Genomic DNA, 20,611 nt, shown 5'->3' with positions numbered 1-20,611 from the left:
AGCCGGCCCGCGTTGGCGATGTGCTTGCGGCTCGATGCCGCAAGCATCGCCGYCCCCCCGGGGGCTGAGGCCGGACACATCACGCCCAGTGGGCGTGATGCGCCTGCCGAAGGGCCGCGGCACTGCCGCGGCGCGGTCTGCAAGACCGGGCGAGGGGCTCCATGAAACCTGTTTGAACCGGCGCGGGCGCCGGCGGCGGACACAATCGGCGGCGCAGCTACTCAGCCCTGCCGCCGCCGATGTCCACCGCCGTCTCCCTGTCCGACCGTGTCCTCGCCTTGTTGAATGCGCTGCGGCCTGCGCCGCAGGCTGTCAACGCGCGAGAGCGCCTGCGCGTCGTGCTCGGCGCCGGCCTCGGCCTGTTGTTGGCCGGCCTGCTGAGCCGCGCCGCGATGGGCTCTGGCCTGCCCTGGCTGGTCGCGCCGCTGGGCGCCAGCGCCGTGCTCGTCTTCGGGGTGCCGGCCAGCCCGCTGGCCCAGCCCTGGGCCGTCGTCGGCGGCAACACGGTGTCGGCCCTGGTCGGCATTGCCTGCATGGCGTGGCTGCCGCTGCCGCCGGCGGGCGTCGCCGCGGTTGCGGTGGCCCTGGCCATTGGTTCGATGTTCCTGCTGCGCTGCCTGCATCCGCCCGGCGGCGCGGCCAGCCTGTTGATGGTGCTGACCGCCACGCACGACTGGCATTTCGCCTTCGTGCCGGTAGCGCTGAACTCCCTGCTGCTGGTGCTGGCCGGCATGGCCTACAACAGTCTCACCGGCCGCCGCTATCCCCATGCCCAGCATGTGCAGCCGGCCGCCCCGGCCCCGGCGGGCGCGAGCGTCGCACCGCCGCGCTTCGGCGACGCCGAACTCAATGCCGTGCTGGCCCGCTACAACCAGGTGCTGGACGTGCCGCGCGACGACCTCGCCAACCTGCTGCACGAGGCCGAGCTGCTGAGCTATCGCAACCGCCTGGGTGGCCTGCGCTGCGCCGACATCATGTCCACGCCCGTCTTCACGGTCGAGTTCGGCACGCCGCTGGCCGAGGCCTGGGCGCTGCTGCAGCAGCACAGCATCAAGGCGCTGCCGGTCGTCGACCGGGTGCAGCGCATCGTCGGCATCGTCACGCGCGCCGACTTCATGCGTGCGGCTGAAGGCCAGCAGCGCGAGGGCCTGGCTGGCCGGTTGCAGACGCTGCTGAAGCCGTCTCCGGCGACGCATTCGGCCAAGCCCGAGGTCGTCGGCCAGATCATGAGCCGCCAGGTTCGCGTGGCCAGCGCCGAGCGGCCCATCGCGGAACTGGTGCCGCTGTTCTCGGCCACTGGCCACCACCATATTCCCATCGTCGGCGAGCAAGCCAGGCTCGTCGGCATCCTCACGCAATCCGACCTCGTGAAAGCGCTCAGCCATGGCCCATGACAACGACATCTTCCGCTGGGGCGTCATCGGCCCCGGCGGCATTGCCAACCGCTTTGCCGGCGCCTTGGCCGCAGTGCCCGGTGCCCGCCTTGCCACCGTGTTCGCACGCGACGCCGTCAAGGGCGAAGCCTATGCCCGGCAATGGCAACGCGAAGGCGAAGCGCCGGCGCATGTGACGACAGCGCTGCCAGACCTGCTATCAGACGCCGCCATCGACGCCGTCTACATCGCCACGCCTCACTCCAACCACGGCGAATACGTCCGCGCTGCGCTGGAGGCCGGCAAGGCCGTGCTGTGCGAGAAGCCGCTGGTGACGACGCGCGCCGAAGGCCAGACCCTCATCGACCTGGCGCGCGCCAAGGGCGTCTTCCTGATGGAGGCGCTGTGGACCCGCTTCCTGCCCGCCTACGACCTCGCCGGCCGCATGCTGCGCGACGGTGCCATTGGCGAGCTTCGCGCGATGCAGTCGAGCTTTTGCTTCGCCTCCGTCTACGACCCGCTGCACCGCCAGTGGAACCCGGCCCTGGCCGGCGGCTCGCTGTGGGACATCGGCATCTACAACCTGGCCGTGACGCGCTGGGTGCTGCAGCAGATGAACGGCGGCATCTGCCCCGAGCCCGAGTCCATCGACGTGCAGGCCAAGATCGCGCCGACCGGGGTGGACGCGGCCGTCAACGTGACGCTGCACTTTCCCGGCGGCGTCACCTCGCAGTTCCGCTGCGGCTTCGACGCCGCCTCGGTCAACGCCTTCGAGGCCCTGGGGTCGAAAGCGGGCCTGCGCTTCCCGGTCGATTTCTGGCAGGCCGAGGCGGTCGAGCTCGTCACGCGCAAGGCGCCGGCTGAGCGTGTCGCGACGCCGTTCGTCATCAACGGCTTCGAGGGCGAGATCGCCGAGGCGCAAGCCTGCATCCGTCAGGGCTTGGTAGAGAGCCCGCGCATGCCGCATGCGGAGACCCTGGGCTTGCTGGGCTGGATGGATGCCATCCGCGCCCGCTTCCCTGGCGGCGTCAACAAGGCTTGAAGCCCTCAGCGGTGGCCGGCGACAACGACATCTTCCGCTGGGCCGTGGTCGGCCCCGGCGGCATCGCCAACCACTTTGCCGCTGCCTTGGCCGCCGTACCCGGCGCTCGCCTCGCCGCCGTGTTCGCGCGCGACGCGGCCAAGGGCCAGGCCTATGCCGCGCAATGGCGGCGCGAAGGCGAGGCGCCGGCGCGCGTGACAACGGCGCTGCCCGAGCTGCTGGCCGACGCGTCCATCGACGCCGTCTACATCGCCACACCCCATTCCCACCATGGCGAATGCATCCGTGCGGCGCTGGAAGCCGGCAAGGCCGTGCTGTGCGAGAAGCCGCTGGTGACGACGCGCGCCGAGGGCCAGGCCCTGGTGGAGCTCGCGCGCAGGCAGGGCGTCTTCCTGATGGAGGCGCTGCGTACGCGTTTCCTGCCGGCCTATGACGTTGCCGGCCGCTGGCTGCGCGAGGGTGCCATCGGCGAGCTGCGCGCCATGCAATCGAGCTTCTGCTTCGCGGCCGACTACGACCCCCAGCACCGGCTGTGGAACCCGGCACTGGCCGGCGGCGCGCTGTGGGACATCGGCATCTACAACCTCGCCGTGACGCGTTGGGTGCTGCAGCAGATGAATGGCGGTATCTGCCCCGAGCCTGTCGCCATGGACGTGCAGGCCAAGATGGCGCCCACCGGCGTGGACGCGGCCGTCAACGTGACCCTGCACTTCCCCGGCGGTGTCACGTCGCAGTTCCGATGTGGCTTTGACGCCGCCTCGGCGAATGCCTTCGAGGTGCTGGGCAGCCGGGCGGCGCTGCGCTTTCCGCAGGGTTTCTCGAGTGCCGAAGTCGTCGAACTCGATGCGCACCAGTCGCCGGCCAGGCGCGTCGAAGCCCCCTTCGTGCTCAACGGCTTCGAGGGTGAGATTGCCGAGGCCCAGGCTTGCATTCGCGCCGGCCTGGGCGAGAGCTCGCGCATGCCCCACGCCGAGACGCTGGCCCTGCTGGGCTGGATGGACGCGATCCGAGCCCGCTTCCCGCAGGCGGCCTGAGGCCTCACCTCCAAGGTCAACGCAGGGCCAGGTCCACCGCAGTGCCGGCAAAGACCGCGAAGCCCAGCCAGTGGTTGGACCGGAAGGCCGTGAAGCAGCCCGCGCGGCCGCGCCGGTGGATCAGCTTGTAGTGCCACAGCGCCTGGGCTGCGGCCACTGCGATGCCGAGCAGGAACCAGCGCCCGAGGCCCAGGCGCAGGCCCAGGCCCGCCCACATGGCCAGGTAGGCGGCGTAGAAGATCATGATGCCGGGCACGTCCCAACGGCCCAGCGCGATGGCCGATGAGCGCAGGCCGATCTTCAGGTCGTCATCACGGTCCACCATCGCGTATTCGGTGTCATAGGCCAGCACCCAGAACAGGTTGGCCACGAGCAGGGCCCAGGCCGACAGCGGCACCGCGCGCAGGTTCCATTCCATGCCGCCCAGGGCTGCGGCAAAGGCCATCGGGATGCCGAAGGAGAAGGCCACGCCCAGCACCGCCTGCGGCATGGCCAGCACACGCTTGGCGAACGGGTAGGCGATGGCCACGGCCAGGGCCGCGAAGCTCAGCAGGATGGTGGGCGGGTTGGTCGTCAGCACCAGGCCGAAGGACACCAGGGACAGCACCGCGCCGAGGATCAAGGCCTCCTTCACCGACACCGCACCCGTCGTCACCGGCCGCGCGGCGGTGCGCTGCACATGACGGTCGAAATCGCGGTCGGCCACGTCGTTGACGCAGCAGCCCGCCGAGCGCATCAACACCGTGCCGAGGGTGAAGACGGCCAGCAGATGCCAGCCCGGCCAGCCATCCGCCGCGATCCACAGCGCCGACAGCGTCGGCCACAGCAGCAGCAGCCAGCCGGCGGGGCGGTCCCAGCGGATCAGCTGCAGGTAGAGCGCGAGCCGCGACGGCTGCGAGGGACCTGGGGCGGCGGGGGCGGTGGTCGACATGGGGGCATTTTCACGCCGCGCGGGGGCGCTGGTTTGCTGCATAGTCGTCGGATTGCATTGGGAGGTTTCTGCGATGAGCCTTGCCACCCGCGACCTCGTGCTGCTGCACTGGCAGCTCGCCAATGCCCAGGACTGGGCGGGCCTGGGCCGTTTGTTGCATCCCGAAATGACCTACGAGGCGCCGCAGAGCCGCGAGCGCATCCGCAGCCCGCCGGGCTATGTGGACTTCTTCGCGACCTGGCCCCAGCCCTGGCGGGTCGAGGTGCTGCGTTGCATTGCCGACCACGGCAGCGCGATGACGCAGATCAGCTTCATCAGCAGCGCGCCGCCGATGATGGGCCTGACCCTCTTCGACCTGAAGGACGGCCTCATCCTGCGCGTGACCGACTATTGGCCCGACCCCTATGAACCGGGGCCGCGGGCGTCCAAGCATGTGGAACGGTACTAGGGCACTATGCAAATCTCGGCTCGGCTCAGGAATACGACAACGTCGCATGCGGTCCAGGTGAACACGGCGGGTCAGGCCAAGTCCCTGGCCACAGAGGGTCGTGCGGGCGGTGGCTCAGCCGTCAACGGTGGTGAGTTCCTGATGCTGGCTCTCGCCAGCTGCTATTGCAACGACCTCTACCGCGAAGCCGTGCGGCTGCAGATCGAGCTGACCGAGGTGGAGGTCGAAGCGAGCGCCGAGTTCGACGGCATTGGCCTCGCCGCGCGCGACATCCAGTACCGCGCCCGCCTTGTCTCGCCGGCTTCGCCCGAGCAGATCGAGCAGCTGCTGGCCGAGACGGATGCCGTGGCCGAGGTGCACAACACGCTGCGAGCCAGTTCCATGGTCCGCCGCCTGCCCTGGCCCGAAGAAACCTGAGAGCTGCACCAAGTGCGATGCCCCGTCTGACGCAGGGCCATGCCTGGCGCCTCTAAAGTCACTGCGAACTCATTTCACCACTCGCCATGACCGACCTCAGCCGCTTCCCCATCACGAAGAAATGGCCCGCCGCGCACCCCGAGCGCCTGCAGCTCTATTCCCTGCCCACGCCCAATGGCGTCAAGGTGGCCATCGCGCTGGAGGAGATCGGTCTGGCCTATGAGCCGCATCTGGTCAAGTTCGACACCAACGACCAGCTCAGCCCCGAGTTCATGTCGCTGAACCCGAACAACAAGATCCCCGCCATCATCGATCCCAACGGCCCCGGCGGTGCGCCGCTGCCGCTGTTCGAGAGCGGCGCCATCCTGATCTACCTGGCCGACAAGACCGGCCAGCTCTTGCCCGCCGACCCCGCCCGGCGTTACGAGGCCCTCCAGTGGCTGATGTTCCAGATGGGCGGCATCGGGCCGATGTTTGGCCAGGTCGGCTTCTTCCACAAGTTCGCCGGCAAGGACTACGAGGACAAGCGCCCGCGCGACCGCTACATCGCCGAGGCCAAGCGCCTGCTCAACGTGCTGGACGTGCACCTGAAAGGCCGCGACTGGCTGGTCGGCGACGAATACACGATCGCCGACATCGCCACCTGGCCCTGGGTCAACAACCTGGTTGGCTTCTACGGCGCTGGCGATCTGGTGGGCTTCGACGACTTCAACGAAGTCAAGCGCGTGCTCCAGGCCTTCCTGGCTCGTCCCGCAGTGCAGCGCGGCCTCAAGATCCCGGCACGGGACTAGTCTTCCGCATTTCGCATTCGGGCCGAGCGCTGGGCCGYTCCCRAGCCGGCCCGCCATGGCGATGTGCTTGCCGGTCAACCCGGCAAGCATCGCCGTCCCCTCGGGGGACCGGTCAGACTTGCTGGCGTGCAGCTCAGCAAGGCTGGACGAGGGGCTTCAGTTCGCGTGGCCGGTCAGGTCACGGGCGCGCTGCAGTGAGTCGGCGACGATGCGGGCCGCCGTTTGGGCCAGGGCGGGCGTGTGGTCGGCCATGACCTGCATGCGCAGCCGGGCGCTGTTCAGCGACACGGCCGGGTACTCGACGAGGTTGGCCAAAAGCCCGGCCTGGCTCATCTCGCGGCTGGCCACGCGGGCCAGCGCGTCATGCCCCAGCATGACCGGCACGATCGGCGATGGATGTCCCAGCACGGTGATGCCCTGCTCGGTCAGCGCGCCGCGCAGACCCAGGATGGCGCGCATCAGCCGGTCACGCCGCTCCACGCCTTCGTTGGAGCGCACGATGGCCAGGCAGGCGCGAATGATGGCCACCTGCACCGGTGACAGCGCGTTGGAGAAGGTGTTGGGTGCGGCATAGAAGCGCAGGTACTCCTTGATCGCGCGGTCATGGGTGGCCACAAAGCCGCCGTTGGATGCGAAGGTCTTGGAGAACGACCCCATCACCAGGTCCACCTGGCCCAGCACGCCCTGCAGCTCGAGCTGCCCGCCGCCGCCGGGCCCCATGCAGCCCAGGTCGTGCGCCACGTCCACCATCAGCAGTGCGCCATGCTCATGCGCCAGCGACTGCAGCCGGCGGATGTCGGGCGAGTCGGCGTCCATCGAGAAGCAGCCCTCGGTGACGACGAGGATGCCGTTGTGCGGGTCGCGCTGGCGCACACGCTTGAGCAGGCGCTCGACATGGTCGACGTCCAGATGGCGGTGCAGATGGACGTTGGGCGTCGCCGCCCGCGCGCCCTCGTGCAGGCAGTTGTGGGCGAGCTGGTCGATGATGATGTGGTCGGCCTCGCGCACCAGGCCCTTGATGGCTCCGAAGCCCGCGGCCCAACCCGTCGGGAACAGCAGCACCTCGGGCATGCGCAGCAGCTCGCCGAGTTCCGCTTCCAGGAGGGTCGCCTCCTCGACATTGCCGGCCAGCGCGGTGGAGCCGGCGCTGTGCACGCCATAGCGCTCCATGGCCGCCTGGGCCGCGGCGCAGATCCTGGGGTGGCGGGCCAGCGACAAATACTCCTGCGACGAGAAATTCAGCCCCGCATGGCGCTGACCATCCAGCAGCGTCAGCTCGGCGGTGGCGCCCGGCCGCCCGCCCAGGCGCTTGGCGTACGGAAAGACACCGTGCGCCACGCGGTTCTCGGCCCAGGCGTGGAAGGCCTGGGCCTTGGCGGCCAGGTCGGCGCCGGGTTGCGTCAGGTAGTCGAAGGACGAGCCGCGCAGCTCGGCCCCGTCGGTGAAGTCCTCCCTCGCCGTGGTCTCCACGGCCCGTTCCATCAGTTCGTCCATTGCGGCCCCCAAAAGAAACTCGTTGTTGTGGGGGCGGACTGTGCGCAGCGCGGGTGCGCTACGCATCCTCATTTTTGGTGGGTCTGGTCAGCTCCCCACGCAAAGGGGTGTCGGTTCTGCTGGCGGATTCATTTCAAGGCCATGACGCGGTCGCCCGCCTGCGGCACACAGTCCGCCGCCAGCGCGGCGCCGCCCTCGCGTTGCACGACGCCCTGCGGCCCATGGCAGAACTCGATGCGCCGCGCCGTGGGCCAGCGCTGCAGCGCGAAGGCTTCGAGGCTGTCGGGCAGGCTGGTCTTCACGGCGCTGGCGCGCAGCTGCTCCCGGGGCTGGTCGTCGAAATGCAGCCAGGGCATGAAGTGGCCGGCCATCAGCAGCCAGCCGGAAACCCGTACAGGCTCTGGCGCATAGCCCTCGCGTTGCAGCCAGGCCTGGGCGTCCGCTCGCGCATGGGTGCCACCCACGGCGGCGGCGAGCAACTCGGCCACCCACTGGTTGCAGTTCTGGTATTGCGTGCTGAAGGGATAGGCATTGGCGCTGTAGTTGGCGTTCAGTAGGCCCAGCGCTACGGGCTTGTCCAGTGCCGTGGCGGCCAGCGGCGCGGCGGCCTCGGCCGGCAGCAGCAGCAGGCTCACATAGCCCACGTCGGCATCGTCGCTGCCCGAGATGAAGCCGGCCAGGCCCTGGTCGAAGAGCCGGGGCGCGCCTTCGGCACAGGCGTAGTAGAGCTGGCGCACGGCCCAGGGCGTATCCAGACCGTCGGCCAGCGCGATGCCGGCATGGGAGTAGCGCAGACCGAAGCGCGACAGATCGGTGCCCGAGCGCGAGATCAGCGCGGCCGGGCTGCCCGACTCGGCCAGCGCCTGGCGGACGACGGCCGCGAAGCGCAGCAGCCTGTCCTGCTGCGCGGCCGTGATGTCGTGCTTGGAATCGCAGCCCCGGGGCGGTAGGCCAGCCTCGGCGATGGCCGCCGTCAGCAGCAGCGCGGCCGTGACGGCGGTTCGGATCAAGGCTTGACGACGCGAGTCGCCAGCTCGCGTTGCCAGGCGTCTTCCAGCACGAGGAAGAAGGCGGTGCCGGTGTCGGCATGCGCGAAGGCGACGCCGTAGGCCTGGGGCGTGGCCYGCACCTCGTCGCCGACGTTGACGGCCCGCGCCGCCAGCGCCTGCTGGGGCAGCGTCAGCTCGACGGGCGCGGCGCCGTCGCGCTCCAGCTTCAGGCGCAGCTTGCCGGCGGTGTCCGCCCGTGCCACCTCGGTGACGCGGTAGCGGCCTTCGGCGCGGCGTTCGTCGCCGCTGCTGCTGTTGGACGATCCCTTGAAGGAGTCCGACACGCTGCCCGACGCGGACGAGCCGGCATCGGCGGCCGAAGAGGCGGTGGTGGACGAGGCGTGGGCAGCCTGTGCGGCCAGGGCCAGGGCGGCGAGAAGGATGAGGCGCATCGTGGGCTCGCGTTGGTGGAAATGGCCAACGATAGCGCGGATGCGTCAGCGCTTTGTTAACGCCTCGGAGCCGGCCTCCAGCGTGTCGAGGATGGGGCAGTCGGGCCGCTCGTCGCCGTGGCAGCTTTGCACGAGCTGCTGCAGTGTCTCCTTCACGGCCTGCAGCTCGGCAAGCTTGATGTCCACCTCGGCCAGGTGTTCCTGCGCCAGCGCGCGAACTTCACGGCTGGGCCGATCCCGGTCCTGCCAAAGGCCGAGCAGTGCGCGGATCTGCGCCAGCGAGAAGCCGAGGTCGCGCGAGTGGCGGATGAAGCGCAGCAAATGAACCTCGCGCTCGCCATAGATGCGGTAGCCGGAGTCGCTGCGCACCGGTTGAGCGAATAGGCCGATGCTTTCGTAGTGCCGGATCATCTTGGCCGACACGCCCGAGGCCTGGGCGGCAGCACCAATGTTCATGCCGATGTTCATCGCCGCTCCTGCATCGCCGTGCCGCGCCAGCGCTTGAGCGTCAGGGCATTGGCGACGACGCTGACGCTGCTGAAGGCCATGGCCGCGCCGGCGATGACGGGGCTGAGCAACCCAAAGGCCGCGAGCGGGATGCCGACGACGTTGTAGGCAAAGGCCCAGAACAGGCCCTGGCGGATCTTGGCGTAGGTGCGGCGCGACACATCCAGTGCGTCGGCGACGAGGCGCGGGTCGCCGCGCATCAGCGTGACACCGGCCGCTTCGGTGGCCACGTCGGCACCGCCGGCCATCGCAAAGCCGACCGACGCTGCCGCCAGCGCCGGCGCGTCGTTGATGCCGTCACCGACAAAGGCGACGACTGCGCCGCCCTCGCGCAGCTGCTGCACGACCGCAGCCTTGTCGGCGGGCAGCACTTCGGCGTGGACCTCGGTGATGCCGAGGGCCTGCGCGACGCCGGCCGCCGCGCCGTGGCTGTCACCGGTCAGCATGACGGTGCGGATGCCACGGGCCTGCAACTGGGCGACGGCCTCGGCTGCCGTGTCCTTGACGCGGTCGCCAAAGGCCAGCAGGCCGAGCAGGCGCTGCTCGGTGCCGCCTTCGACCAGCCAGGAGACTGTCTGGCCCTCGGCCTCCAGCCGCCGCGCCTCGCCGGCCAGCGCGCCGCCGTCGACACCCAGTTCCTGCGCCAGCCGCGCGCTGCCAAGGGCGACCCTGCGACCCTGGACGACGCCCTCGACACCACGGCCCGGCAGCGCCTGTGCGCCTTCGACCGCCAGCGCCGCCAAGCCCTGGGCCRCGGCGAGCACGGCCAGGGCCAGCGGGTGGCTGCTGGTGCGCTGCAGCGCGGCGGCGAGTTGCAGCAGTTCCTCGCGGTGTATGCCTTCGGCAGGCAGGGCGGCGGTCAGCGTCGGCTGGCCCACCGTCAGCGTGCCCGTCTTGTCGAAGGCGACGATGGTGACGGCGTGCGCCAGCTCCAGCGCTTCGGCGTCCTTGATCAGGATGCCCTGGCGCGCCGCGACGCCGGTACCGGCCATCAGCGTCGTCGGCGTGGCCAGGCCCAGGGCGCAGGGGCAGGCGATGACGAGGACGGCCACCGCGTTGACCAGGGCCTGCTCGGCGTTGCCCGAGTGCATGAGCCAGCCCGCAAAGGTCAGCGCCGCGAGGGCCAGCACGACCGGCACGAAGACGGCGCTGACGCGGTCGACGACGCGCTGGATGGGCGCTTTGGCCGCCTGTGCCGACTCGACCATGCGGATGATGCGCGCCAGCGTCGTCTCGGCGCCGATGGCGGTGGTGCGCACGGTCAGCGCGCCTTCGGCATTGATGGCCCCGCCGGTCACGCGCTCGCCCGGCGACTTGGCCACCGGCAGGCTCTCGCCGGTGATCAGCGATTCGTCCACGTGGCTGTGGCCCGTGGCGATCTCGCCGTCCACCGGGATGCGGTCGCCGGGGCGCACGGCAACGAGGTCGCCGACGCGGACCTCGGCCACCGGCACCTCCGTTTCGGTATCGCCGCGCAGCACGCGCGCGGTCGCGGGCCGCAGCGCATTCAGTGCGCGGATGGCGTCCGTCGTCTGGCGCTTGGCGCGTTGCTCGAGGAACTTGCCGAGCAGCACCAGCGTGATGACTGCGGCCGAGGCTTCGAAGTAGAGATGCGCATGGCCGGGATGGCGCAGCAGCAGATAGACCGACAGGCCGTAGGCCGCCGAAGTGCCGAGGGCCACCAGCAGGTCCATATTGCCGCTGCCGGCCCGCAGCGCGCCCCAGCCCGCGCGGTAGAAGCGCGCGCCGAGCACGAACTGCACCGGCGTGGCCAGCAGCAGTTGCAGCCAGCCGGGCAGCACCACGCCCAGCAGCATGGGCAGCATCAGCGGCAGGCTCAGCAAGGCGCCCAACGCGACCGGCCACCAGGCGGGCAGGCCGCCATGGGCTTCGGGCGCGGGCGGCGCGCAGGCCTCGACGAGGGTGGCCGGGTAGCCTGCCTTGCCCAGGGCCGCCATCAGCGCAGCGACGGGCACATTGGGCAGGGCCTGGATGCTGGCCTTTTCGGTCGCCAGGTTGACGCTGGCCCGCAGCACGCCAGGCACGGCCTGCAGGGCCTTTTCGACGCGGCGCACGCAGGACGCGCAGCTCATGCCGCTGACCTGCAGCGTCACGTCGTTCAGTGCGGTGGCGGGGGCGGTGGTGCTGTTCATGCCGGTATCGTCAAGCTTCCCATCATGGCAAGGTCAAGCGCTTTCTGCTTTGACGCGGCTCAATCCAGCACCAGCGCCTCGGCCAGGTGGCTCCAGACCGTCTGCACACGCTGCAGATGGCGAGTCTCGGGGTGGGTCAGCAGCCAGAGATCGGTCTCGGCCTCGTCCAGCGGCTCGGTCAGCCGGCGCAGTTCTCGCTTCGGCTCGGCCAGGAAGAGGGGCAGCACGCCCACGCCCAGGCCCTGCGCCACCAGCTCAGCCACGCTCTGCACGCTGCCGGTGCGAAACGCCGGCTGCAGCGCCGGGAAGTGCTTCTGTCGCCAGCGCACCGAGGGGTGCTCGGGCAGGCCGTCGTCGGGTGCGACCCAGGCCGCGTCGCCGGCCTCGACCTGGTCCCAGTGCTTGATGGGGCTTGAGCGTGCCGCATAGAGGGCGACGCGGATGGGGCCGATACGGCGGCCGATCAGGTGGGGCGGCGGTTTGCTGGTGGCGCGCAGTGCGATGTCGGCATCACGCCGCGTCAGGCTCGCCAGCTCGTTGCCGGTGTGCAGCTCGAACTGCAGCCGGGGCTGCGCCTGGTGCAGGGCCGCCAACGCCGGTGCGAGCAGGCCGTGCAGCAGCGTGTCGGTCGTCGTCAGGCGCACGGTACCGGCGGCCTGGCCGGGCTGGGCCTGGGCGGCGGCGCGGGCCGCTTCCAGCGCGGCTTCCACCTGCTCCGCCTGGGCGGCCAGGGTGCGTGCCAGCTCGCCGGCCTTGTAGCCGCGCCGGCCGCGCTCGAACAGCGCCTGGCCCAATCCGCGCTCCAGGCGCTGCAGCATCCGGAACACGGTCGACGCGTTGACGCCCAGCCGCTCGCCGGCCGCGGCCAGCGTGCCCGCGCGGTGCAGGGCCAGCACCAGGGCGAGGTCGGTGGGGGCGAGTTCGTATTGCATAGCTGCAATCAGAGTTGGCTTGGTTGCGTATTTTCATGCGCCAGATGCCTACCTACATTGGTTGCATCTCAACAATCCCTGGAGATCTCCATGGCACCCTCGACCTCACTCGGCCTGCTGTTGCTGCGCCTGTCCCTCGGCTTCATGTACCTCGCCCATGCGGGGCTGAAGCTATTTGTCTTCACCTTGCCGGGCACGGCGCAGTTCTTCGTCGGCCAGGGTCTGCCGGGCGCGCTGGCCTACGTGGTGTTCGCGGCCGAGGCCATCGGCGGCGCACTGCTGCTGCTCGGCGTCTACCCGCGCCAGCTCGCGCTGGCCCTCACACCCATCCTGCTGGGCGCGGCCTGGGTGCATGCGTCCAATGGCTGGGTCTTCAATGCCGCAGGCGGCGGCTGGGAGTACCCGGTCTTCCTGGCCGCGATGTCTGTCGTGCTGTGGCTGGCCGGCGATGGCGCTGCCGCCCTCAAGCGTAGCCAGCGGTTCACCTGGCGTGCGGCATGACTGCGCTGACATTGATCAGCCACGCGCTTTGCCCTTATGTGCAACGCGCCGCCATCGTGCTCAAGGAGAAGAGCGTGGCCTTCGAACGCCTGGACGTGGACCTCGCCAACAAGCCGGACTGGTTCCTGCACCTGTCGCCGCTGGGCAAAACGCCGGTGCTGTGCGTTGGCCGCGAGGCGCTTTTCGAGTCTGCCGTCATCTGCGAATACCTGGACGAGACGCGGCCGCCGCGCCTGCATCCGCAAGACCCGCTGGCGCGGGCCCGCGAGCGGGCCTGGATGGAGTTTGGCTCCGCCGTGCTGAGCGGCATCGCCGTGCTCTACAGCGCGGCGGACGATGCGTCGCTGGAACGGGCCTATGCCGCTCTGCGTCTGCGCTTCGAGCAGGTGGAGGCGGTTCTTGGCGACGGCCCCTGGTTCGCCGGCCGGCGCTTCGGCCTGGTCGACGCGGTCTTCGGCCCGGTGTTCCGCTACTTCGAGGTCATCCCGCCCGAGGGCCTGTTCGACGGCCTGCCGCGGGTGCAGGCTTGGCGCGTGGCCCTGGCAGGGCGGCCCTCGGTGCGCGAGGCCGTCGCGCCTGGCTATGCGCAAAGGCTGCGCGACTTCCTGCTCGAACGCGGCTGCGCGCTGGCACGGCGTCTATGCACGGACGCGACCAATTCAATACCAAAAGAAATAACGATTCGTCCAAATATTCAAAAAAAGATATAATCCTGGGCTGCCGTGGTAATGCCTTCCTGACGGCTTGTCCACGGCCACAAAAGGCCGCGGTTCGCGACCTTCGACACTTCTTGGCCGGCAACCGAGCCAAAAAGCACTCCCGCCGGGCGACTCAAGCCGGGCAACCCTGACTGAACAAGATTTCGAACAACGCCATCTCCATGGGCAAGTACGTCGTTTCGCCCGCGACACACCCGACCGACTGTGGCCGCTTTCGCGCCTCGTTCTCGGTTCACCGGGCCCAAGGCAACGACAGTTGCCGTCGTGTGTTCCGCTTCGACACGACCTTTGCCTCACGCGAAGCTGCCCGGCTGTTCGCCGTCACCCAGGGCTGGCTGCAGGCGTGCATGCCAACCCACCCCGGATGCTGACGATCTGGCTCCGCCAGTTCCCGCCGACATCCCACCCGCTGCGGACCCCCGATTCGCAGATCCGCATCCGCATCCTCGCGATGCGTCAATCCTCAGAAAGGCTCGTCCATGAGCAACAAAATTTACGTGGGTAACCTGCCCTATTCCGTGACCGATTCCAGCCTGAAAAGCAACTTTGCCGAGTTCGGCGGCGTTTCCTCGGCCAAGGTCATGATGGACCGGGAAACCGGCAGTTCCAAGGGCTTCGGGTTTGTGGAAATGGCTTCGGCCGACGTCGCCCAGGCCGCCATTGCCGCCCTGAACGGCATGTCTGTCGATGGCCGCGCCATCGTCGTGAGCCTGGCTCGCCCCCGCGAAGCGAACAAGGATTCGAGCGGCTACAGCGCAGCCGGGTACACCGCAGCGAAGCGTCCCGATGTCGGCTACGGCACGGGCGGCTTCGGCGGTGGTCGCTACTGAACCCAGCGGCGCCCTGTGAATGACCGGCTCTTCTGAGCCGGTTTTTTTTCGCCTCGCGCGAGACGGCCGAACGGTGCAAGCTCTGGCCACAATGGCCTGATGAGCCGCCGCCGATTTGTCCTTCTCGCTAGCTTCGTCTGGACGTTTGCCGCCGCCGAGCCGGCCTACTTTCCGCCCCGTGGCGACTGGCAGCGCGCCGAGCCGGCCGCGATGGGCGTCGACGCCGCCAGGCTGGCCGAAGCCGTCGCCTATGCCCAAGCGCATGAGAACCCCGCGCCGCGCGACCAGGCCCTCTACCTCGCCCAGAGCTTCGGCAAGAACGAACCCTATTTCGGGGGCCAGATCGGTCCCACGCGCGAGCACGCCGCAGCCAACGGCCTGGTCATCTACCGCGGCAAGCTGGTGGCCGAGTGGGGCGACACGCGGCGCGTTGACATGTCGCACAGCATCACCAAGACCTTTTTGTCGACGGTCGTGGGCGTGGCCTGGCAGCAGGGTTTGATCAAGAGCACCGACGAGCGCGTGGCCGACGCCATGCCGCCCGGTGTCGACCTGTTCGCCACGCCGCATAACGCGCCCATCACCTGGGAGCACCTGCTGCGCCAGACCAGCGATTGGCAGGGCACGCTGTGGGGCAAGCCCGACTGGGCCGATCGCCCCGTGGGCAAGACGCCCGAGGACTGGCCGAACCGCCCGCTGTATGAGCCGGGCACGCACTACAAGTACAACGATGTGCGCGTGAACGTGCTGGCCCTGGCCGCCTTGCAGGTCTGGCGCCGGCCGCTGCCCGAGGTGCTGCGCGAGCAGGTCATGGACCCGATTGGCGCGTCCAGCCGCTGGCGCTGGCACGGCTACGAGAACAGCTGGGTGGAACTGGACGGCCAACGCATGCAGTCGGTTTCCGGCGGCGGCCACTGGGGCGGCGGCATGTTCATCGACGCCTGGGACATGGCGCGCTTCGGCTATCTCCACTTGCGCCAGGGTGAGTGGGCCGGTCGCCAGCTCATTTCGCGCGACTGGATCGCCAAGGCCCGCCAGCCCGGGCCGGACAACGCCGAGTACGGCTACTGCAACTGGTTCCTCAACACTGGCCGCAACGCCCTGCCTGCGGCGCCCGAGAGCAGCGTGACCTTCCGCGGCAATGGCCAGAACATCATCTACGTCGACTGGGAGAACGATGTCGTGGCCGTCGTGCGCTGGATCGACAACGGGCCGGCCCTGAACGAATTCATTGGCCGGCTGCTGGCGGCGGTGAAGCGCTGAAAGGCGCTGGAGAAGGGTTCAGATCTTCAGCTGGAAAAACGCCGCCTGCAGCCCGGTCACGCCACCCACGCGCTGGTCGTTGATGAAGATCTGCGGCACCTGGCGCACAGACGGGCCGCACTTTTCGAAGAAGGCCATGCGCTGCTCGTCGTCGTCGATCTTGAGCTGTATGGCCGAGGTCTAAAGGGCGTCGTTAGCATCAGGCTCTTGCGTCCCGAAGGAGAAGTTCCATGACCCAGCGCCGATCCGATGTCGTCCGTCTCGCCGCCGCCGCACTGCTGGCGCCCTGGACGCTGCGCGCTGTTGCTGCTGATGAGCCGCGCCGCAAGCCCGACCTGGGCGATGCCGCCGAAGGCACGTACGAGGGCGACGTGATCTCGGACTCCAAGGGCTCGTCCAGGAGTGGCGTGACCGTGACGGTGACGCGCATTGGCAAGAACCTCGTGCGGGTCACGTCCAGCTATCCGCGGCTGCCGGTGGTCGAGGTGTTGCTGACGCTGGCCATGGGCAAGATCCTGCAGGCGCGCGGCGATAGCGTGTTCCTGCTCGACCGCACGCAGTCACCCGCGAAGCTGGACGTCAGCTTTCTCAACGAGGTGAGCTGGTCGGGGCTGCGGCGCTGACATGAGCAGCTGCGCTCGACGGGCCCGCCAGGAGTCCTATCTCACAGCGCTCTGAGCACTGCGGATGGTTTCGTACACGCTCTTCGCATTGAGGATGAGGTCAAAACTCGGACCAAGGTTCTGTTCCGCCCCAGGCCAACCACGCATGCCGCCGAACATGGCCGCCATGGGATGCTGAGCACCAAACGTGATGGTGCCCTCGCCTGACCTGGCCTCAGACAAGGACAGATCAGTGAGCGTAYGGAGGCTGAGCGATTTCACCTTCCGCGCGAACACGCCCGAGACGATGATGACCCTCTCTGAAGTAACGGCGTAGTAGGTATTTGCGCGCTGGCGCGCCTCGACAAAGAACCTGCCGACCACGAAGTACACGCCGACGAGGACGAACGGAATACCCCACAGCACAAAGAATGCTGGCGTGTTTGGCGCCCTGAGTGCAGAGGCTTCCCAGAAGACCGCGAACCCGCACCACAGCAAGCTAAAGGGGATGGTGAAGGCATCCGACCCGCGGACGACCACGCCTTGCCGGGGCTGCCCCCACCAGAGGGGCTTTTCACTGGGCGAGAGCTCCCGCTGAACTTCTTCGTTCATGGAGTCCATGGCAGGTGAGGATCGGTCATTCATCTGTCGCCCCAACGCCAGCGTGGTGGCTCGCCTTTGAGCCAGCACACGGCGACAAGCCCCAGGCAGACCGCGACGGTATACGCGATGAATAACAGATGCCCTAGCTGCCCACGGAAGATCGCGCCCAGAGAGAGCAGCGCCGCAAAGGCGGACAAGACCACCCAGCCTTGCCAGGTGTTCGGGACACCCCAGCCCCAGCCATAGCGCTTGGCTGGGAACCAGTAGTCATCTGCTCTATTCGGCATGGTCGATGCTGGCCCACGTGCCGGTGTGCCATCTGTGACGGAGATGCCAATCTAGGGCTTCCGGCATTAGGTTCTCATAAGGGTTCGAAGCTGGGGCGACAAGAATGCGTCAAGGACGGCATTCACCTGGGCCATTCACACCCAGCACTTTCGCCAGCCTTGCGGGAAGCAGTCCCGCACCGATGCCCGGTAGTGGCCGCGAGGCGCATCAGCCATCAATCCACGAACGTCCAGCTGTCCGCCCCATCAAACCGCCGCACCTGCACGTCCTGCAGCAGCCGTGGCTCGAAGTTGTTCAGGTTCACGCCGTGCCGGGCACCGGCTTCGGCGACAAGGGGCTCCCAATGCGTCGAGCAACCGCAATGGGCGCAGCGAATATTGCGCAGCGTCTTGTCACCCCAGACGTACTCGGCCGTGTGTTCGGGATGCCCTTCGACCTTCACCGTGCCGAGCTCGTAGTAGGCCCACAGGCCGCCAAGGCGGCGGCAGATCGAGCAATTGCACTTCGTCGCCTTCTCGGGCGCAAAGGGCAAGGTAAGGCGAACGGCGCCGCAGTGGCAGGCGCCTTGGAGCAGAGGGTCAGGTGTCATAGGCTTGTCCATGGCACCTGACGATAGCTGCGTTCGGCGGCGTGGGCGAGACCCCAGCGATAGCTATCGATAGCTGTCCGGAGCCGGCCTTGCCAGGGCCGCCAGCATCGCCACGCCGGTGTAGTGGCCAACCAGCTGCGTGATCTCGATCAGCGCGGCCTCGTCGAAATGGCGGCGCAGCCTGGCCCAGGTCGCGTCGTCGACGTCCAGGTGCTGGACGAGACCATCGACCAGCTGGAACACGGCCGCCAGCTCGGGCGTCCACAGCGCTGCATCGGGCTTGGCCTCGCGTAGGTCGGCGATCTGCGCATCGCTCAGGCCCATGCGGCGCGAGATCGTCTGCTCGTGCAGGTTGAACTCGTAGGCGCAGCGTGCCATGGCACAGGTGCGCAGGATGACGGCCTCGCGCAGCATGGGTGCCAGGCGCTTGCGGTCCGCCAGGCCGGTGGGACCGAGGAAGCCGGTGTCCACCATCTCCTTGAACAGCTCGCCGTGGCGCGCCACGGTCAAAAAGATCTGCGGCGGCGGCATGCCAGCCGGCAGCAGGCGGTTCATGCGCTCGGCCAGGTCGAGCGGCAGCGGCAGGGTTTGCGGGGCAATGCGGGGTGTGTGTGTGTTCATGCTTCGAATTTAGAAGCGTTGCGGTAGGCGGACTCTAGCCGAGCTTGCTTCTAAAATCAAAGCATGACGACAAAACGCCTCGCAAAGCTGGCCATGGCGGACACGCCCGCCTCGGGCAAGGTTGCGATCAACGCCGCGCTGGAACTCTTCCACCGCCGCTGGACGCTGCGCATCCTGTGGGAGCTGCGCGCCGAGGACGCCAGCCTGAACTTCAGAGCGCTGCAGGCCGCCTGTGGTGACTTGTCGGCCTCGGTGCTGAACCAGCGCCTGGCGGAGTTGCGCGAGGCCCTGCTCGTCGAGCATGACGCAGGCAGTGGCTATCGGTTGGCGCCCCACGGGCGCTCACTGCTGTTGGCGATCGAGCCGCTGCTGCAATGGGCGCCGCGCTGGGCGCGCGAGGTGCAGCGAAACACGACGCCGCGATGATCAGGAACGGTCGGGGCGTTCGGGCCGAGCGCTGGGCCGCTCCCGAGCCGGCCCGCGTTGGCGATGTGCTTGCGGCTGGATGCCGTAAGCATCGCCGTCCCCACGGGGGACCGATCAGGCTTGCTCGCGTTCAGCGCGCAAGACTGAGCGAGGGGCACACCATTTAGGCCGGCACCCGGACGGCGAGGCGGGCTCGCTCGATGGCGGCGATCAGCGCCTCTTCCGAATAGGGCTTGCCCAGCAGCTGGGTCACACCGGCGGCGGCGGCCTCGGCCTGCTTGTCGTCGGAGGACGTGATCATGACGACGGGCAGGTCGGCCGTCACAGCGGCGGCGCGCACCTGGCGGGTCAGCTCGAAGCCGTCGATGCCGGGCATCTCGACGTCGGTGATCAAGAGGTGCGGCAGCTCGGCGGCCATCAACTCCAGTGCCTGCTCGCCGCTCTCGGCCAGCGCGACGCGATAGGTCTGGCCGGTCAGCAGGCGGCTGATCTTGACGCGCACGATCTTGGAATCGTCGGCGACGAGGACGAGGGTTTCGTCGGCCCGCAGTTCGCGGGTGGCCAGGGCCGCCGCGGCAGCAGCAGCAGCAGCTTCAGCGGCTTCCCGCGCGGCCTGTTCCTCCGCCCGGCGCCGGGCGGCAGCCACGCGCTCGGCCTCGGCCTGCTCGGCGGCCAGCCTGAGGGCCTCGGCTTCTCGGGCGGCGCGTTCGTCCTCCAGGCGTTGCAGCTCGGCAGCCTCGCGGGCGGCCTGTTCGCGGGCTTGGCGTTCGGCTTCGGCCTCTTGTTGGGCTTTCAGGTCGGCCAGGCGGCGTGCTTCGGCTTCGCGAGCGGCGGCTTCCTGGGCGAGGCGCTCAGCCTCGGCGCGTTCCTGCGCCAGCCGTTCGGCCTCTGCGGCTTCGGCGGCCTCGCGAGCGGCCTGCTCGTCGGCTTCGCGCCGTTGTGTCTCGGCACGTTGTTCTGCCAGGCGCTGGGCCTGGGCCTCGAAGCGGAGGGCTTCTTCGTGCTCGACGCGTGCCCGCTCGGCCTCCAGCTGTTCTTCCTCGGCACGCTGCTGGCCCAGGCGCTGGGACACGGCGGCCTCGACCTCGCGCAGGGCCTGATCGTCGGCCTGCTGGCGGGCGGATTCGGCGGGTACGCGCGGGGCGCGAGTCGCATATTCGGCCCGTGCCAGCGTGAGGCGCTCGGCTTCGCGGCGCCGGGCGTCGGCACGGGACTTTTGTTGCCGGCGTCGGCCGAGCCACAGCAGGAACAGCACGACGGCGACCGCCACGGCGGCCAGGGGCCAGGTCAACAGCTCGTTCATCTTCGGGGGACGTGCGCTACTTCAAAGTCGCACATCATCGGGCCAGTGAGTGTCCGCTTCGCGAACAGGCCTTTCGAGGAAGGCCCAGGTGGCGCCGTTTGTCACGCCTTGGCGGCTGGAATTCAGCGCTGGGGCGGCGGCAACAGGCCGGCAGTGTGGGTCGCGCTGCCGGGCGCGTCGTCCTCGCCGGGCACGAAAAGCGTCAGGACGCACGCCAGCACCGACACCACGAGCGTGGCGGTGAACTTGAAGCGGGCTGACGTGGCCATGGCCTGGATAGTGAGYCATGTCGCCGCCGGACGC

The 20,611-nt window shown here is 68.9% G+C and carries 26 protein-coding genes; 13 read left to right on the top strand and 13 right to left on the bottom strand.

The genetic code is table 11. The features are described from left to right. The first annotated feature begins 239 nt into the window (after positions 1 to 239). From ACXJKR_RS06570 to ACXJKR_RS06560, 3 genes are read left to right on the top strand one after another with little or no spacing between them, the layout of a single operon-like run. The gene (locus ACXJKR_RS06570) at positions 240 to 1,394 is read left to right on the top strand and encodes an HPP family protein (protein WP_457321736.1); all 1,155 of its coding nucleotides are present in this window, start codon (positions 240 to 242) and stop codon (positions 1,392 to 1,394) included. Continuing rightward, positions 1,384 to 2,415 carry a Gfo/Idh/MocA family protein gene (locus tag ACXJKR_RS06565; RefSeq protein ID WP_457321734.1) on the top strand — a complete coding sequence of 344 codons (1,032 nt, stop codon included), beginning with the start codon at positions 1,384 to 1,386 and terminating at the stop codon, positions 2,413 to 2,415. Before ACXJKR_RS06570 ends, ACXJKR_RS06565 begins: the two co-directional genes overlap by 11 nt. Continuing rightward, positions 2,412 to 3,449, top strand: coding sequence for a Gfo/Idh/MocA family protein (locus ACXJKR_RS06560; RefSeq protein ID WP_457321732.1), 1,038 nt, complete (start codon positions 2,412 to 2,414; stop codon positions 3,447 to 3,449). The genes ACXJKR_RS06565 and ACXJKR_RS06560 overlap by 4 nt, the downstream gene beginning before the upstream one ends. A gap of 16 nt (positions 3,450 to 3,465) precedes the next feature. On the opposite strand, the gene ubiA is transcribed toward ACXJKR_RS06560, so the two are convergent. Further along, the gene (ubiA, locus tag ACXJKR_RS06555) at positions 3,466 to 4,380 is read right to left on the bottom strand and encodes a 4-hydroxybenzoate octaprenyltransferase (protein ID WP_457321730.1); all 915 of its coding nucleotides are present in this window, start codon (positions 4,378 to 4,380) and stop codon (positions 3,466 to 3,468) included. 73 nt (positions 4,381 to 4,453) lie between these two features. Between ubiA and ACXJKR_RS06550 the strand changes: the two genes are divergently transcribed. The 3 genes from ACXJKR_RS06550 to ACXJKR_RS06540 all read left to right on the top strand — a co-directional run bounded on the left by ACXJKR_RS06550 (position 4,454) and on the right by ACXJKR_RS06540 (position 6,036). Next, positions 4,454 to 4,828, top strand: a complete 375-nt coding sequence (locus tag ACXJKR_RS06550; protein ID WP_056201024.1) for a nuclear transport factor 2 family protein — start codon at positions 4,454 to 4,456, stop codon at positions 4,826 to 4,828. A gap of 57 nt (positions 4,829 to 4,885) precedes the next feature. Further along, a complete protein-coding gene (locus tag ACXJKR_RS06545; RefSeq protein WP_457321729.1) occupies positions 4,886 to 5,245 on the top strand; it encodes an OsmC family protein in 360 nt (119 codons plus the stop codon). An 86-nt stretch (positions 5,246 to 5,331) separates the two neighbouring features. Beyond that, positions 5,332 to 6,036, top strand: coding sequence for a glutathione binding-like protein (locus ACXJKR_RS06540; protein WP_457321727.1), 705 nt, complete (start codon positions 5,332 to 5,334; stop codon positions 6,034 to 6,036). Between the two features lie 156 nt (positions 6,037 to 6,192). Here ACXJKR_RS06540 and ACXJKR_RS06535 read toward each other — a convergent pair whose 3' ends face one another. The 6 genes from ACXJKR_RS06535 to ACXJKR_RS06510 all read right to left on the bottom strand — a co-directional run bounded on the left by ACXJKR_RS06535 (position 6,193) and on the right by ACXJKR_RS06510 (position 12,575). Then, the gene (locus ACXJKR_RS06535; protein WP_457321725.1) at positions 6,193 to 7,530 is read right to left on the bottom strand and encodes an aminotransferase class I/II-fold pyridoxal phosphate-dependent enzyme; all 1,338 of its coding nucleotides are present in this window, start codon (positions 7,528 to 7,530) and stop codon (positions 6,193 to 6,195) included. A 128-nt stretch (positions 7,531 to 7,658) separates the two neighbouring features. After that, positions 7,659 to 8,540 (bottom strand): DUF2145 domain-containing protein, encoded by an 882-nt coding sequence (locus ACXJKR_RS06530; protein WP_457321723.1) that lies wholly within the window; start codon positions 8,538 to 8,540, stop codon positions 7,659 to 7,661. Then, complete coding sequence (locus tag ACXJKR_RS06525) at positions 8,537 to 8,971, bottom strand: hypothetical protein (protein ID WP_457321721.1); 435 nt, start codon at positions 8,969 to 8,971, stop codon at positions 8,537 to 8,539. The genes ACXJKR_RS06530 and ACXJKR_RS06525 overlap by 4 nt, the downstream gene beginning before the upstream one ends. Before the next feature lie 45 nt (positions 8,972 to 9,016). Further along, positions 9,017 to 9,427: a Cu(I)-responsive transcriptional regulator gene (cueR, locus tag ACXJKR_RS06520; RefSeq protein ID WP_457321738.1), complete on the bottom strand. Its 411-nt coding sequence runs from the start codon at positions 9,425 to 9,427 to the stop codon at positions 9,017 to 9,019. Positions 9,428 to 9,435: 8 nt separating this feature from the next. Beyond that, positions 9,436 to 11,631: a heavy metal translocating P-type ATPase gene (locus ACXJKR_RS06515; RefSeq protein ID WP_457321719.1), complete on the bottom strand. Its 2,196-nt coding sequence runs from the start codon at positions 11,629 to 11,631 to the stop codon at positions 9,436 to 9,438. Between the two features lie 59 nt (positions 11,632 to 11,690). Further along, positions 11,691 to 12,575 (bottom strand): LysR family transcriptional regulator, encoded by an 885-nt coding sequence (locus ACXJKR_RS06510; RefSeq protein WP_056201009.1) that lies wholly within the window; start codon positions 12,573 to 12,575, stop codon positions 11,691 to 11,693. 78 nt (positions 12,576 to 12,653) lie between these two features. On the opposite strand from ACXJKR_RS06510, the gene ACXJKR_RS06505 reads away from it, so the two are divergent. The 6 genes from ACXJKR_RS06505 to ACXJKR_RS06480 all read left to right on the top strand — a co-directional run bounded on the left by ACXJKR_RS06505 (position 12,654) and on the right by ACXJKR_RS06480 (position 16,499). After that, entirely contained in the window at positions 12,654 to 13,064 is a 411-nt protein-coding gene (locus tag ACXJKR_RS06505) for a DoxX family protein (RefSeq protein WP_056201006.1), read from the top strand. Continuing rightward, a complete protein-coding gene (locus ACXJKR_RS06500; protein ID WP_457321717.1) occupies positions 13,061 to 13,774 on the top strand; it encodes a glutathione S-transferase family protein in 714 nt (237 codons plus the stop codon). Before ACXJKR_RS06505 ends, ACXJKR_RS06500 begins: the two co-directional genes overlap by 4 nt. A gap of 170 nt (positions 13,775 to 13,944) precedes the next feature. After that, complete coding sequence (locus tag ACXJKR_RS06495) at positions 13,945 to 14,154, top strand: hypothetical protein (protein WP_082532848.1); 210 nt, start codon at positions 13,945 to 13,947, stop codon at positions 14,152 to 14,154. Positions 14,155 to 14,262: 108 nt separating this feature from the next. After that, positions 14,263 to 14,613 (top strand): RNA recognition motif domain-containing protein, encoded by a 351-nt coding sequence (locus ACXJKR_RS06490; protein ID WP_457321716.1) that lies wholly within the window; start codon positions 14,263 to 14,265, stop codon positions 14,611 to 14,613. A gap of 99 nt (positions 14,614 to 14,712) precedes the next feature. Further along, on the top strand, positions 14,713 to 15,876 hold the full coding sequence (locus ACXJKR_RS06485; RefSeq protein ID WP_457321714.1) for a serine hydrolase domain-containing protein: 1,164 nt from the start codon (positions 14,713 to 14,715) through the stop codon (positions 15,874 to 15,876). 230 nt (positions 15,877 to 16,106) lie between these two features. Then, a complete protein-coding gene (locus ACXJKR_RS06480) occupies positions 16,107 to 16,499 on the top strand; it encodes a hypothetical protein (RefSeq protein WP_457321712.1) in 393 nt (130 codons plus the stop codon). 36 nt (positions 16,500 to 16,535) lie between these two features. Here the strand turns inward: ACXJKR_RS06480 and ACXJKR_RS06475 are convergent, their stop codons facing one another. The 4 genes from ACXJKR_RS06475 to ACXJKR_RS06460 form a co-directional block, all read right to left on the bottom strand. Beyond that, complete coding sequence (locus tag ACXJKR_RS06475) at positions 16,536 to 17,090, bottom strand: hypothetical protein (RefSeq protein ID WP_457321710.1); 555 nt, start codon at positions 17,088 to 17,090, stop codon at positions 16,536 to 16,538. A 29-nt stretch (positions 17,091 to 17,119) separates the two neighbouring features. Next, the gene (locus ACXJKR_RS06470) at positions 17,120 to 17,368 is read right to left on the bottom strand and encodes a hypothetical protein (protein WP_082532847.1); all 249 of its coding nucleotides are present in this window, start codon (positions 17,366 to 17,368) and stop codon (positions 17,120 to 17,122) included. Positions 17,369 to 17,583: 215 nt separating this feature from the next. Next, positions 17,584 to 17,958, bottom strand: a complete 375-nt coding sequence (locus tag ACXJKR_RS06465) for a GFA family protein (RefSeq protein ID WP_457321708.1) — start codon at positions 17,956 to 17,958, stop codon at positions 17,584 to 17,586. Positions 17,959 to 18,021: 63 nt separating this feature from the next. Then, a complete protein-coding gene (locus ACXJKR_RS06460; protein WP_457321706.1) occupies positions 18,022 to 18,579 on the bottom strand; it encodes a carboxymuconolactone decarboxylase family protein in 558 nt (185 codons plus the stop codon). 63 nt (positions 18,580 to 18,642) lie between these two features. Here ACXJKR_RS06460 and ACXJKR_RS06455 point away from each other — a divergent pair, with 63 nt between their 5' ends. Further along, a complete protein-coding gene (locus tag ACXJKR_RS06455) occupies positions 18,643 to 19,005 on the top strand; it encodes a winged helix-turn-helix transcriptional regulator (RefSeq protein WP_457321704.1) in 363 nt (120 codons plus the stop codon). A 163-nt stretch (positions 19,006 to 19,168) separates the two neighbouring features. Here ACXJKR_RS06455 and ACXJKR_RS06450 read toward each other — a convergent pair whose 3' ends face one another. Beyond that, on the bottom strand, positions 19,169 to 20,308 hold the full coding sequence (locus tag ACXJKR_RS06450) for a response regulator (RefSeq protein WP_457321703.1): 1,140 nt from the start codon (positions 20,306 to 20,308) through the stop codon (positions 19,169 to 19,171). 122 nt (positions 20,309 to 20,430) lie between these two features. Then, positions 20,431 to 20,611: hypothetical protein (locus tag ACXJKR_RS06445; protein WP_457321701.1), on the bottom strand; the 181-nt coding region annotated here is incomplete at its 5' end.

Source organism: Roseateles sp. P5_E11 (assembly GCF_054049355.1).
The sequence above is the reverse complement of the archived record's forward strand: the minus strand, read 5'-3'. Positions and strand labels throughout refer to the sequence as shown.